Source organism: Ligilactobacillus agilis (assembly GCF_025311475.1).
Taxonomy (GTDB): domain Bacteria; phylum Bacillota; class Bacilli; order Lactobacillales; family Lactobacillaceae; genus Ligilactobacillus; species Ligilactobacillus agilis.
Genome location: NZ_CP104397.1, coordinates 1,112,831 through 1,125,600 on the forward strand (window position 1 = coordinate 1,112,831; position 12,770 = coordinate 1,125,600).

General features: G+C 39.0%; 14 protein-coding genes and 1 riboswitch. Of the genes, 1 reads left to right on the forward strand and 13 read right to left on the reverse strand.

The features are described 5' to 3' along the window. Nucleotides 1-72 precede the first annotated feature (72 nt). The 3 genes from N4597_RS05515 to N4597_RS05525 form a co-directional block, all read right to left on the reverse strand. Nucleotides 73-1,035, reverse strand: a complete 963-nt coding sequence (locus tag N4597_RS05515) for a hypothetical protein (protein ID WP_260902779.1) — start codon at nt 1,033-1,035, stop codon at nt 73-75. A 487-nt stretch (nt 1,036-1,522) separates the two neighbouring features. Then, nucleotides 1,523-1,774 (reverse strand): hypothetical protein, encoded by a 252-nt coding sequence (locus N4597_RS05520; RefSeq protein ID WP_050612229.1) that lies wholly within the window; start codon nt 1,772-1,774, stop codon nt 1,523-1,525. A 589-nt stretch (nt 1,775-2,363) separates the two neighbouring features. Then, the gene (locus N4597_RS05525) at nt 2,364-2,618 is read right to left on the reverse strand and encodes a hypothetical protein (RefSeq protein WP_260902780.1); all 255 of its coding nucleotides are present in this window, start codon (nt 2,616-2,618) and stop codon (nt 2,364-2,366) included. 517 nt (nt 2,619-3,135) lie between these two features. Here N4597_RS05525 and N4597_RS05530 point away from each other — a divergent pair. Then, nucleotides 3,136-4,107 carry a helix-turn-helix transcriptional regulator gene (locus tag N4597_RS05530; RefSeq protein ID WP_260905226.1) on the forward strand — a complete coding sequence of 324 codons (972 nt, stop codon included), beginning with the start codon at nt 3,136-3,138 and terminating at the stop codon, nt 4,105-4,107. A 57-nt stretch (nt 4,108-4,164) separates the two neighbouring features. Here the strand turns inward: N4597_RS05530 and N4597_RS05535 are convergent, their stop codons facing one another. From N4597_RS05535 to N4597_RS05580, 10 genes are all read right to left on the reverse strand, one after another. Continuing rightward, nucleotides 4,165-4,563, reverse strand: a complete 399-nt coding sequence (locus N4597_RS05535) for a hypothetical protein (RefSeq protein WP_260902782.1) — start codon at nt 4,561-4,563, stop codon at nt 4,165-4,167. Nucleotides 4,564-4,593: 30 nt separating this feature from the next. Next, entirely contained in the window at nt 4,594-5,460 is an 867-nt protein-coding gene (locus N4597_RS05540) for a hypothetical protein (protein WP_260902784.1), read from the reverse strand. A 276-nt stretch (nt 5,461-5,736) separates the two neighbouring features. After that, a complete protein-coding gene (locus N4597_RS05545; RefSeq protein WP_260902787.1) occupies nt 5,737-7,377 on the reverse strand; it encodes a hypothetical protein in 1,641 nt (546 codons plus the stop codon). A 247-nt stretch (nt 7,378-7,624) separates the two neighbouring features. After that, on the reverse strand, nt 7,625-8,203 hold the full coding sequence (locus tag N4597_RS05550) for an ECF transporter S component (RefSeq protein WP_170092173.1): 579 nt from the start codon (nt 8,201-8,203) through the stop codon (nt 7,625-7,627). A 117-nt stretch (nt 8,204-8,320) separates the two neighbouring features. Further along, nucleotides 8,321-8,440: riboswitch (FMN riboswitch) on the reverse strand. 76 nt (nt 8,441-8,516) lie between these two features. Further along, a complete protein-coding gene (locus N4597_RS05555; protein ID WP_101812116.1) occupies nt 8,517-9,239 on the reverse strand; it encodes a pseudouridine synthase in 723 nt (240 codons plus the stop codon). Next, nucleotides 9,239-9,832, reverse strand: coding sequence for an SMC-Scp complex subunit ScpB (scpB, locus tag N4597_RS05560; RefSeq protein WP_260902792.1), 594 nt, complete (start codon nt 9,830-9,832; stop codon nt 9,239-9,241). Before scpB ends, N4597_RS05555 begins: the two co-directional genes overlap by 1 nt. Beyond that, nucleotides 9,822-10,577 (reverse strand): segregation and condensation protein A, encoded by a 756-nt coding sequence (locus N4597_RS05565; protein WP_056976612.1) that lies wholly within the window; start codon nt 10,575-10,577, stop codon nt 9,822-9,824. The genes scpB and N4597_RS05565 overlap by 11 nt, the downstream gene beginning before the upstream one ends. Further along, a complete protein-coding gene (locus tag N4597_RS05570) occupies nt 10,567-10,929 on the reverse strand; it encodes a RibT protein (protein ID WP_050612237.1) in 363 nt (120 codons plus the stop codon). The genes N4597_RS05565 and N4597_RS05570 overlap by 11 nt, the downstream gene beginning before the upstream one ends. Nucleotides 10,930-10,994: 65 nt before the next feature. Continuing rightward, on the reverse strand, nt 10,995-11,879 hold the full coding sequence (xerD, locus tag N4597_RS05575) for a site-specific tyrosine recombinase XerD (protein ID WP_260905230.1): 885 nt from the start codon (nt 11,877-11,879) through the stop codon (nt 10,995-10,997). Beyond that, entirely contained in the window at nt 11,875-12,756 is an 882-nt protein-coding gene (locus N4597_RS05580) for a CvfB family protein (RefSeq protein WP_089144710.1), read from the reverse strand. The genes xerD and N4597_RS05580 overlap by 5 nt, the downstream gene beginning before the upstream one ends. Nucleotides 12,757-12,770: the final 14 nt, after the last annotated feature.

The window sequence follows — 12,770 nt, forward strand, 5'->3', positions numbered from 1 at the left end:
AAATTTTATTGCATTAGGTTATTCAATGTAGCTGTTTACATTATTTTCTGCCTGCTTTAAACTATCAGACAGTTAGTCGTCACCTTCTTCTAATACTTGATTGCGTCTACTTACTACATCTTCGATAATAGGTATTAAAACATCTCTTGCATATTCTTCTTTATCATCACTTTTATATACATACTCCAATGACTCTCCATCTAGTTCTTCCATTAATTTATCGACAGCTTTTTCTGCTTCCTTTATGTTCAGTCGGTAAGCTTTTGCCAGTTTTTTAAATTCAGATTGAAGTATCTTTATCATTTCATTAATGTTTTCACCAATGAAAGCTTCATGAATCTTGCCAGTTGCCGCACCAACAGTAGCAGAAACAGCCGCTGAACCTAGCGTCATCCCAAGCTTGCCAATAGGGTTAAGGCCCACACCCTTACCAATCGTCTTCTTCAAAGCTAGCTTAGAAGTTGCCTTAGCTCTTTTCGCAGTGGTAGCTGTTAAATTTTTAGCTAATCGTTTACTAGAGATTCTTTCTCTAAAAATATTAGCGATTTCAAACGAAGATAGTTCCTCATCAGAAACATCCAAATCTTGTTCCTCATTTTTAGGGGATTCAGCAACACATTCAGCCATTTCTTGCAATAATGAACACAAGGGAGTTTTATTTACAAGAGTTTCATTAATAGTTATAGACATCCCGTCATGAAAGAACACTAATAACTCATTATTACAGTCTTTTTCTTCGAAATCTAAAAGCTCCACACTCTCTATATCTTCATACCAAAACATACCTGGTTTTTCTAAAGCTTGATGGTAATATACTTTTTCATCTGTAAAAATATACCCACTTGTGCCATTACCCATAATGCTAGTATCATAAAAACCGAGAACCGTTTCAGTTTTTAGGCCCCTAGCAAATTTTTTAATTGCATTTTCAAGTTTCTTAGATGAAACATCTTTCCAAGTGTAGCATTTGAAGCTTGTTGCTAACTGTGGGAGATATTTCTCCACTATTTCAATTTTCTTTTTATTTGGTACCATATAAAAAACCTCCTAGTAAATAACTATAATCCTATTCAAAAATCTCTATAATCGCTTTGACCATAAAGTAATTACTAACTAATAATCAATCAAAATAACCACAGTTATTACTTGTGAAACAATCTAATTAAAACTATAAATTGTAATATTATCGGTCTATGACTGTATCGTCAATTCTTTTTTGATTAGTAAAATAATTCCAAGTAAAAGTACCCCGACTATGTAATAAAATGCTAGCTTAAGACCAATTTTTTATAAGTCAATAAGAAGTGCAATAACAATTAAAATAATAACAACTATACATCCATCTCTCATTATATTTGCATTTCTTGTTAAAATTTTATACACATTATATAGAAAAAGTAAAATCCCGAGGGTAAATAATAACTCTATTAAAGCTAAAAAATTCACAACTATCATCTCTCTTCGTATTTAAAACATAACTGCACCTATTCCCAAAATCTTCACTTGACACTTGAAATAGTTACTATTTTAAATCTTCTTTAATTTCATTAATCATCCGGCGAATGGTATATACACTATAACCTGTTTTCATAGCCGTAGCCTTAATATCAATCTCGCCTTTCTGATTAGCTATCTCCTCTTTGACTGACTCCCGCGAGTAAAGTCGCATGGGAAAATTAATTTGCATCCCCCGAAAATTTTTGTAGATTTTCTCTACATCTCGTTCGTTTAAAATTTCAGCCAACTCCTGATAAACCTTATTGTATTCGTACATAGTTAACACCTCTTCCTTAATTAAAAGTTACATAATAAAATTTACTCTAAAGCCAAGTGCGTATCTATTAGCTTTGATTTTTGCATTTACACTAAGTTTGCATGATAATTGCTAAAATCATTCTTGTTGACTATATTATTAACAAAATCCTGGACACTATTTGACCAGGCCTTAAAAATTTACCATTATTAGTAAAAAATGAGCTCCGTTAGATTGAATAAAATTTAACGAAGCTCATCTTTATATTAATTAAGTAAAGTATTTAATTATACATAATACATAAAAAATAGATTTATTTTTCAAGTTTGCAAATATATATCAACATTTACTTTTTACTATATAGATTGTTGTAAACACTGCTACAGTAACTATTAAGGATAGTACCGCTATGACTTCTAAAATAGTGCCCTTCCTTTGGTTACACCCTCTATTTTTGGGGATTTAAGAATATATAAAACAAACACTTTATATGCTATAGAAAGGAATACTATAGCAAAATTTAATCAAATTAAAGTTCGTATTTTTATTTTCATCTTGGCGGCCCACATTTAAGATGATATTTTCTTTTATGTCAAAGCTAAGCTCCGGGTTAAATGTTTTTAATTGGAAAACCATTTCTAATCAAGTCAATCGGTCGCTTCCACTTCTTAGCCAGATAACTTTGCATCGCCCGTCCCTCACAGCTAATTAGGTCACAAGCCTTAATCATATCTTGTTGAAGAGACTCTTGGTAGTTAATAATATCCATCCAGTAGGGGTTAGCATCAAGTTTTAAAATTACCTGACCATCAAAGTGTTGTTTAAAATAGTTAATCGCCTTCCCATAGTCGGGATAAAGCCCCAAGCAAAAGAGCCGGTCAATTTTGCCTTGATAATTTTTAAGATAATCGACCAGGTAGTCAACCTCAAGTTTGGGGAGGTATTTTAAGTAGGTGAGCTCCTCTTTTTTAGCTGTGACTAGTTTAACTTAGTAACCCAGGTTGGTGAAGCTATAGGCGATTAAGACACAGTCTTTTAAAAGTTGTTCGTTTCTATAAGCCACGTATGGACAGAGGGCTACTAGTGTTTTCATAAAAAAACCTCACTCGTAATATATATTTATGGGCCATAAAAACCCACAGATTTAACTAAATAATAATTTCTCAATACTTTTGGTAAAACTTACCTCCGGTATCGTTGTCTATACCAAGATACCCTAAAACTAGGTGTTTATCTATGATTATTTACATTGCATTTGCCCAGTAACTATGCAAGTAGTTGCTAAGATTAGACATTATTTGACCTGTTAGCAACTTTTCTGCTTAATTTAGTGGACACAGCTAACTAGAGTCCTTAAAATAAAAGTGACTTTATTGAAAGGAATGATAACTATCGAAAAAGCAAACGCTGCTACTAGACAGCTTTATCTCTACCGGCTTTTAGCTTCGGGGGAGCGCCTGGCTAAAAAGGACCACCAAGATAAGTTTAAAATTGACGCCCGCACCGCCCAACGAGACTTTGCTAGTATCCGAAATTTTTTAAGCGACTATTTTAATAAGTATAACCTGGAATATGACGCCAAAGAACATAACTATTACCTAAATAGCAATGGCCTTGGCTTAAGTAAGGCCCAGTGCTTGGTCTTAATCAAGGTCTTACTAGCAAGCCGCAGCCTAGCGAAAAAGGAGTTAGAACCTTTAGTCGCTTCCTTAGTGGCCTTACTTACCCCCCAAGACCAAAAAGACATCAAACCCATCATCCGCAGTGAACTGGCTAGCTATGTTGAACAAAAACACCTTAAGGATAAGCAACTTTTGGCGGCAATCTATACTTTTTCCAAGTTAATCTTGCAAAAAGAAACTATCACAATTGAATACCTCACCCAAAGGCATAAGTATATTACTCGCACCATCGCCCCGGTGGCCTTGACCTTTTCGGATTATTATTTTTATATCGTGTCCTACAACCCCCAATTTAAAAAGAACATCATCTACCGGTTAGACCGAATTTTAAATTGGAAGTATTCTGACCAAAAGATTCCTGACGATCAGCGAATTCCTTTTGACTTAGGGGACGAAAAAAAGAAGATTCAGCTCATGTATCCCGGTACACCAATTACTGTCCAATTTAAATACACCGGGATTGTGGAAGCTGCTTTGGACAAGTTTCCCATCTCAAAAACCATTAAAAAAATTGACGAGCAAACCTTCTTACTGGAAGTAACTACCTACGATACTGGGGCCTTAATGTGGTTTTTAAGCCAAAAAGACATGGTAACCATCGTCAGTCCGCCTGAGTTTCGCGACGAGATGAAAGCCACCATTCAAAGGATGCTGGCCAATTATGAAGACTAGCAAAAAACGAGGCTGGAAAAAATTTTTCCAACCTCATTTTTTTATTTAGCTTTTAAACTATGCGATAGCTTCAGTAACTTTCTTTAGAGCATCTAGATATTCTTTGATTGCAACTGTTTGTTTTTCAACAATATCTTCCGTTAAGCCAATTTTTTCTGCGTATTCCTTGATAAATTCCTTTTCGTTTTCATCAACAGTCCCATCTGAATATAGTAGCCCGAGTGTTTCTAATAGAACAATCTTTTTAATAGGTAGCTCCGAGCTCTTAAACACCGCAACAATTTCATCAATTGAAAGGATGTCTTCTTCATTCCAAGTAGGAATGTCCATTTCCTTACAGTATTCATGAATCATCATTTTTTCTTCTTGGGCAAAGACATCATTTGACTTTGACGCATGAACACTTAAACTAATAAAAGCTTCTTTTTCTTTTCCAGATAACTTTCCTAAAAACATTAACCATTCCTCCTAGATACTTAACTTTTACTAGAACTCAGCCCGAACTTTGTCCAAAACTTGATCTGCTTTTGAAACAACGGAACGCACTTCGTATTTATTTACAATACCGATACCATCCTCAGCATGATTTTCAATCTTTAACTTAGTCTTAAGCATTTTATACAGTATTCCTACAAGCAAAACGGTATTTTCTGTCGTTTCCTTCTCATCTCTAGTGAAATCGTTCCAATTTTTCTTTCCATAATAATTAACAATTTCATCCAACCTATCCAACCGTTTTCTATATTGAGTTTCAACTTCCATTAAGGCTCGCTCAAAGTTTTTGGCCACAGTAGTTAACTCTTTAAGATAACCAACGATTTCTTCAACCTTTTCTTCAGTCCTTGAAGCCTGCCTATAAGCTTCATCAGCTTGTTTGGATAACATTGAACCGGTTATGCTTAAAATAACGCTTCCGACAGCTAGACCAGTACCTCCTAAAAGGATAGATTCAAGTGCCATCCCACTACATACCATAGCTACTCCACTCGAGATTTCCCTTAACTCATCGGCTTGAAATTGCGGGAGATCTATCCGCTCAAATTTCATATTCTTAAAATCAGGCCGGCCTTGAATCTGTTCAATTATATTCGAAAAAGTTTCAAAGCTAGCCCTTATTTTCAATTCACGTTTAACAATGGAGTCCATCAAGGCTGTTGTTTCCTTGTTCTGTTCTTCACAGCGGTTAATGGCTTGTTCATGCTTTTGCTTAGCAAGATTCATGGTGTCATTTGCTTCCTTCATTTTAATACCACCATAAATTCCAGGGGCTAATCCTGCCGTAATCCCCCCTGAACGAATTCTAGCAACACCCGCAACGGCGGCTAACCCGCCAATAATAAGTGGTAATGGCATCTTAATTTCCTCCCTGTTTTTTATTTTTTAATGCCTTGGCTTGTAATTGCCTACATACCTTATAATTCATCTCATAATATTCTTCTTTGGTGTAAAGGTCCTTAAAAAAAAGCTCATAACACTTGTCAACCCTGCAAAACAAGGGACGCTTATCATAAATGGAACACTTATTTCCCACCAGGTATTTACAAGTGCCATCCCCTCTATCTAAATCCTTATATAAGGGCGATTTATCAAGATTGCGACAACACTCGCCACAAGAACTACATTTAAACATCATTCAAATACCAAATGATTTGACCGATTGCCCATAAAGCTGTCAAAATTACCTTTCCAAGGAATTTTAATGTCAAAGGTCTTGTAAGCAGCCAGCAAGATTGTGTTAAGTTCTGCTTCTGACTTGGCAGTTTCAATCTTTAAAGCTAGTTGCTGGTATTTTGCCGTCTCAGCCCGGAAGCTGGCAATATCAATCTGGCTCAATTTGGCAGCCAATTCTTCAAAGGCATCGGCGGCTGCTTTATAGTCAGCTACTACTCCTTGAAGCCCCAGGTAAAATTTATCTATCAGTTTATTGATAAAATCGCTCCTATCCAAGAAAATAAGTAGCGTGCAGGAAAGCAGTCCACTTACTAATGATGAACAAAATGTAATCACAGTTGGTCCTATTGGAGTAGCAGCTATAGGTGTCGTAGCAATTAATTCACCAACGGCTGACCCGACAAGGACACTCGCCCCCGTAGCTAAAATTACTGTCGCAGTTTTTATCCGCTCTCCTAGCTCAAGGTTATCGGGATTGAATAATAAGACCTTTCCCGCTTGCACAACCGATGCATAAATTTGCCGAATCGACTTAACAACATTTTTGGCCGTGGTAAAAAAGATATTACAGATAGTGGTTGTCAGGCTTGACAAGGCCCCCGCTAAGAAACCTTCACCAAATTTAGCCAGAATTTCCCGGTACTTTTCCTTGGCGTTTGCAAACCCCTTTTTAATTCCATTAGCAACCGCTTCTAACATATCTTTTAAACTTTTACCTGGTGCCAGCGCCTGAAGTTCTGCTTTAGCTGCAGCCCATACTTCATAAAGTACTAACCCTGCTGCCTGACGCAACCCCATTTTTGCACCGAGACTGCCGGCACCTTTAACCGTAGCCGTTAAAAATTTTGAACTCGTATAATAATCAAATGCAACTTGTCTATCATAGGCTTTTCTTGCGTGTTGTTCTTCAGCCCGCACCTTATTCGGATTAATTTCTTCTTGCTTCTCTAGTTTATTCAATTCCTTGCGTTCTTTATCGGATAGAGAAGATTTGGCTTGTAATTCATTAATCCTAGCCTGCCTTTGGGGACCTTTCTCCGCCCAAGTTTGCAAGTATTCTTCTTTATCTTTAGCTTGCATGGAACGATTGATGCTCCTATCCGTAGGCTTGAGGTTATCTTTAGTATTTGCAAGGTCCGTTCCCTTTGTCCCAGCTAAGATGCGCCCTGGATCGTCATGAATCTCTTTAGCAGAAATAACATGGTCTAAATCCATCTTGGCATTACGGGCCACTTTCTTACCTGTATACGCGTCTGTTAGGGTGCCATTCTTCTTGCTTTCACTCATCTTTCTATTGATAGCGATATAACGTGGATCTTGATGATACTTTCTTGAATCGTACGCCCCCCGCTTAGCATAATCAGTTGCATTTTGAGCATTTTTGTAGTGCATCTTGGGGTCTTTACTTATTTGTCTAACATTATGGATAGTATCAACATCTCCCCCATGTTGGTCTTGAATAAAATCCAAACCAAAAGATGTGATTAAACTCTGAACAATTACATTTTCGTACTGCTTCCAGACGTCCTTGAGTACGTTTTCATTTTCGTCAATATCCGGTGCAAAATCATTGTTTACTTCAGCAACAAAAGAAGCCATATAACCACCTCCAAGGATATTTTACACAATTTAGCTAAAGATTATCCACCATAATTAGTCTTTGCATTTTTATTAGTTTTGATTATGAATTTGACTTCTTGATTAAAATATAAAACAGAAGCTAGACAGTATTTGTCTACAATTAAAAAGTTCCAGCCAAATTTTTAAGCTCAGCTTTTACTCAAATTCTCAATTAAAATTTTTCCATTAAAAAAGTGCCCACCTAAAGGCAAGCACTGCTTTGATTTTAATGACTTAACTGACTAGCTTTTTGGCCTAACCAAGCGTGAAGCTTAGCGTAGACTAACGCAAAGATGGTACCAACTAAGGCCCCCTTGATTAGGTTGAAAGGTACGACCCCAGCTAAGACCATGGTTGCTAGTGGTACATTTAGTTTAAGACCTAAGACCGCAATATATAGCGGGGTAATAACCAACCAATTAGCTAACGACAAGAAGAAAGTTAAGCTGACCGTAGCTAAACTAATTGCTTTGACGTAAGCAACAAACTTAGTCTCTTGCTTTCTTAGGGTAAAGTAAAGCGGTAAGCAAAAAGCAAAGCTAGCTAAGAGGTTAGTAGAAACCCCGATAAGACTTGCCACAGAAACTCCTTCTACTAAAAGGTAAAGTAAGGAGCGCACAACGGCTACCAGGCTACCACCGGCTGGTCCTAAGGTGAAGAAACCTACTAAGATTGGCACGTCGGCAAAATCAATCTTCATCCACGGTACCATTGGAATAACGGCAAAGGAAAAGAACATTAACAAGTAAGAAATTGCGGCTAAGCATGCAACTAAGACATACTTTTTCGTTGAAAAATGGTTCATAAAAGAATCCTCCCTAGCGGATTATCTTCATGCTTCCAGTTTTCACCTAAGTAAAAGAAGAAACCACTTACACCTAGTTAGGGCAAGTGGTTTCAGCTAGTCTTTACTTAAATAAAATACTATCTTCTTCCATCCAGACTATCACTGTCGGTTTCGGAATTGCACCGAATCAACCTTAAACAAGGGTCGCGGACTTTTACCGCCGGTCGGGATTTTCACCCTGCCCTGAAGATAAACCATTAATTTTTAACACCTATATTCTAGCATAGCTAGTTATGAACCGCAAGTATTTTTACTAACTTTTGATAAGTAATTATCCTTGCACTAACTGTTTTAACCCTTTGACCTCCGCAGCCGTTAGCTTGCGGTAGTCCCCTGAAGTTAGCCCGCTTAAATCCAAGAAAGCGTAACGTTCCCGCTTTAACTTGTTAACCCTGTAGCCTAGGGCTTCAAACATTTTTTTAACCTGGTGATAACGACCCTCGTGGATAGTTAATTGCACTAAGGAAATCCCCTTAGCTTTATCCTGTTTTAAGAGCTTGGCCTTAGCTTTAGCCGTCTTTTTACCATCCACTACTAGCCCTTGCCGCAGGCGCTTTAAATCCTCAGTTTGAACTAAGCCCTTAACTTTAGCCACATAGACCTTATCCACCTTAAAGCGCGGGTGCATCAAGGCATTAGCTAACTGACCGTCATTAGTCATAAGCAGTAAACCGGAGGTATCATAATCTAAGCGCCCCACCGGATATAAGCGCTCCGGAATCTCTTCAAAATAATCAGTAACTACTTTCCTGCCCTTATCATCACTCACTGCGGAAATGACTCCGCGGGGCTTATAAAAGAGATAGTAAGCCTTTTTTTCTTGATCAATCGCTTGACCGTTGACTAAAATAACGTCGGCTCCTGTTACCTTGGTACCTAACTCAGTAACTACCTGGCCGTTGACCATTACCTTACCAGCCAAGATTAATTTCTCACTGGCCCGGCGTGAAGCTACCCCGGCGTTAGCCATTACTTTTTGTAACCGTTCTGCCACTACTGTTCACCTTCATCCTTATTTAAAGTTTGTTGGAATAATTCTAAAAAGTCAGTTCCATCTGTGCGGGGCTCCTCATCTTCTACCTTAGGAAGGGCTGGCAGAGCGGCCAGTGATTCTAACCCAAAGTAGTCTAAAAAGGCCTCGGTTGTTTTATAAACAATCGGCCGCCCCGGAAGCTCTAAGCGGCCCCCCTCTTCAATCAACCCTAATAAGAGGAGTTTTTGCAGCATCCCGCTGGACTGAACCCCCCGGATTTCATCAATGTCTAACCGCGTGACCGGTTGCTTGTAGGCGATGATTGCCAAGGTCTCTAAGGCCGCCCCCGATAACTCGGTCATGGTTGGCGATTCAAAGTAACGTTTCACTAAACTAGCAAAGCCCTTCTTAGTCGCCAAACGGTAGCGCTCGTCTGCCTTAAGTAATTCAAAACTACAAGTTTTATCTGCCTGATACTTGGATTGTAGTTTACCTAACTGTTCCACGATTGCTGGCTTTAATAGTCCCGTCAACTGGGATAACTCACTTAAACTAATCCCCTCTGTCCCACTGACAAAGAGTAAACTTTCAATTTTAGCTTGATTAGAAAGCATCTTTTTCCCCACTTATCATTAAGATTGGCCCCAAAGTTACTTCTTGTTTAGCAACGACTGTTCCTTGCTTAACTAACTCTAAGAGGGCTAAAAAAGTCGTCACCACTTGCTCTAAATCAGTTTGGTCCGCAAATAGACTGTCGAAGTAGATTGGGGCCTTAGCCTGCCGAATTTTTTGCTTTAAGACCACCAAGGTATCCTTAAGGTTATAGCGTTCCTGGTAGACTTGACGCTTAACTGGTTTAACTAATTGCTTCTTAGCCAAGAGGCGGGCAAAGGCCTGTTGCAAGTTTGCAACTGTAGTCGCCCCCGCCTTTAATTGCCCTAACTTAGCATCTGACGGAACCTGAGCTTGCTCACGGCCAACACTTTTTTGCCGTTCGGTCGCAAAGTCCTTTAGCTTTTCAGCTGCTAACTGAAAGGTTTGGTGTAAAACTAATTGTTGAACCAAATCTTCCCGTGGATCCTCGTAATCTGCTTCCACCTCAACTGGTTGATTAGGCAAGAGCATCTTACTTTTGATGTTTAATAAGGTAGCAGCCATCACTAAATACTCACCGGCAATGTCTAGCTCCAGGGTTTGCATTTGGTGCAGGTAGGCTAGGTATTGCGAGGTAATAGTCACCATCGGAATGTCATAAATATCCATCTCGTTTTGCTTGATCAAATGAAGCAATAAGTCCAGTGGCCCTTCAAAGCTAGCTAATTTGAAGGTTAACTTCGTTTGTTCACTTTCATTCGCCATCTTTTCTTTGTTCCCACTTCGTAATAATTGCAGCAATCTCCAAACTGCCCATCATCTTTGCTTCAGGATAAAGGGTCGCCAATTCGTCTAGGATCTTATAAGTAACCCCTTCATTACGTTCAGCCGGTGAAAGGGCAATATGGCGGACGATGACTTGTTTATTGACTAATTCAAAGCCGACCACGCCCGAAAAATCACCATTTTCATTTTTCCAGAGGTATAAAAAGCGACTGGCATCTTTTTGATACCAATCTAGCTCTGTTTGCAGGTGGGAGATGTCCTTTAAATCAGGGATGAATGACAGCAGTCCCATTGCAATTTTTTTATAACTATCTTTATATTTATAGAGCATAAAAGCCCCCCTAAAAATAATTTACATTCTTCTAAAAGATAACACACTTTAACTTGAAGCACAACTTAAGCCCGGGGATGATTCTGCTTATAAACTGCACTAAGCCGTTTTTTAGACAAGTGCGTGTAAAGTTGGGTGGTAGAAATATCAGCATGACCCAAAAGCTCTTGAACAATCCGGAGGTCAGCCCCATTTTCTAAGATGTGGGTTGCAAAGGAGTGGCGTAAGGTATGCGGCGTCACGTTTTTTTCAATTCCAGCCTGCTTAACCAGAGCCTTAAGGTTTTTCCAAATACCTTGGCGGGTTAATTGGTTACCATGAAAGTTAACAAATAGATAGGGATTACGTTTTTGCTTAACTAGTTTAGGCCGACTCTGCTTTAGATATAACTTGACCCACTTAGAAGCCACATCGCCAATGGGAACTAAGCGCTCCTTTTGCCCCTTACCAATCGTCTGAATAATCCCTAATTCTAGGTGTAAATCAGCCAATTTTAAATTAACCAGCTCGCTAACCCGTAAGCCAGTTGCATACATTACCTCTAAAATAGCCCGGTCACGTAACCCTAAAGCTTCCCCAGTCTTGGGTGTCTTTAAGAGGGCTTCTACTTCTTTAGGCGATAAAACCTCCGGTAAGCTTGCCTTTTTCTTAGGGGTGTCAATTAATAGCATCGGATCAACCGCTACTTTACCTTCTTCAACCAGATACTGGAAAAATTTGCGCAAACTCGTCACTAGGCGTAAGATGCTAGCATTAGCTAGTTTCTCCTTAGTCTGTGCTTCTAAGAAGTCTAAAACCACCTTCTTATCGACTGCGGTTAACTCCACCTTTTGCTCAGCTAAAAAAGCACTAAACTTCTTAAGGTCATTTTGATAACTAGCAACACTGTTAGCCGCTAACCCCCGTTCAACAACTAGGTAATGCAAATAATCAGCGACTAAATTGTTAATAGATGTCACCTTCAGTCTGATTTAAAAGTAGCTTACCCTCACTTTGTTTAACTAAGCCCGCCTTCATCAAATGACCGACGGCCCGCTTAAATTGGCCCTTGCTAATCCCAAAGTAAGCCTTAATTTCTGCGGGGCTCGACTTATCTGTAAACGGTAAACTGTGATCTAGCGAATGACTTAAGGCGGCTAAAATCATTTGGGCGTCGTCAGAAATTGCCTCATAAGCTCTAGGGCGTAGGGACAGATTTAAGCTGCCATCGTCTCTAACCCCAATTACCCTTGCAGAAAGCACTTGGCCTAAGCGTGGTTCGTCAACCCGCTCACTTGGGTGGATAAAACCTAGCTGATAATCAGTTGTGATTACATAAGTTCCCACTAATTTTAAGCGGTAAACCCGGGCAGAAACATCCCGATTCTGTAACTTCTTAGTCGCCCTAAGACTAATCTGCTTAAACATTTCTTCGGTTGCTAAGGTTGCCCATAAACGCCCCTTAACATCTACCTTTAAAGCAACCATTAATTCGTCACCAACTTTAGGCCATAACTGGGTTAAAGTTGGCAATTCATCTAAGGATAAAACCACATCCTTATTAGGCAAGCCAACATCAACGAAGACCCCAAGGCTCTTATTGACCTTGACCACTTTACCCCAAGCATAACGCCCTATGCCACTCTTAGGGAGTGTTTTTGTCAACTGTAACTCATGTTCTTCGTTTTCATAGGCAAAGCCAGAGATGGTTGCCCCCATTTTGGGTAACTTATTCAACTCAGCCTTTGCTAAGCGAAAGGTCAACCCTTCCGTTTGGGCAAAGACATAGTGTTCGTTTTCATCGATTACTTGAGCGGAAATTTGCTTTCCAATTAAATCTGCTAACATTTTTTCCTCACTTC

Excerpts from the sequence above, each read along its gene's own strand:
- N4597_RS05530 (WP_260905226.1), top strand. The coding sequence starts at position 3,136 with ATGATAACTATCGAAAAAGCAAACGCTGCTACTAGACAGCTTTATCTC.
- N4597_RS05515 (WP_260902779.1), bottom strand. The coding sequence starts at position 1,035 with ATGGTACCAAATAAAAAGAAAATTGAAATAGTGGAGAAATATCTCCCA.
- N4597_RS05570 (WP_050612237.1), bottom strand. The coding sequence starts at position 10,929 with ATGCTCTATAAATATAAAGATAGTTATAAAAAAATTGCAATGGGACTG.
- N4597_RS05565 (WP_056976612.1), bottom strand. The coding sequence starts at position 10,577 with ATGGCGAATGAAAGTGAACAAACGAAGTTAACCTTCAAATTAGCTAGC.
- N4597_RS05580 (WP_089144710.1), bottom strand. The coding sequence starts at position 12,756 with ATGTTAGCAGATTTAATTGGAAAGCAAATTTCCGCTCAAGTAATCGAT.
- scpB (WP_260902792.1), bottom strand. The coding sequence starts at position 9,832 with ATGCTTTCTAATCAAGCTAAAATTGAAAGTTTACTCTTTGTCAGTGGG.
- N4597_RS05545 (WP_260902787.1), bottom strand. The coding sequence starts at position 7,377 with ATGGCTTCTTTTGTTGCTGAAGTAAACAATGATTTTGCACCGGATATT.
- N4597_RS05535 (WP_260902782.1), bottom strand. The coding sequence starts at position 4,563 with ATGTTTTTAGGAAAGTTATCTGGAAAAGAAAAAGAAGCTTTTATTAGT.
- N4597_RS05520 (WP_050612229.1), bottom strand. The coding sequence starts at position 1,774 with ATGTACGAATACAATAAGGTTTATCAGGAGTTGGCTGAAATTTTAAAC.
- N4597_RS05540 (WP_260902784.1), bottom strand. The coding sequence starts at position 5,460 with ATGCCATTACCACTTATTATTGGCGGGTTAGCCGCCGTTGCGGGTGTT.
- N4597_RS05550 (WP_170092173.1), bottom strand. The coding sequence starts at position 8,203 with ATGAACCATTTTTCAACGAAAAAGTATGTCTTAGTTGCATGCTTAGCC.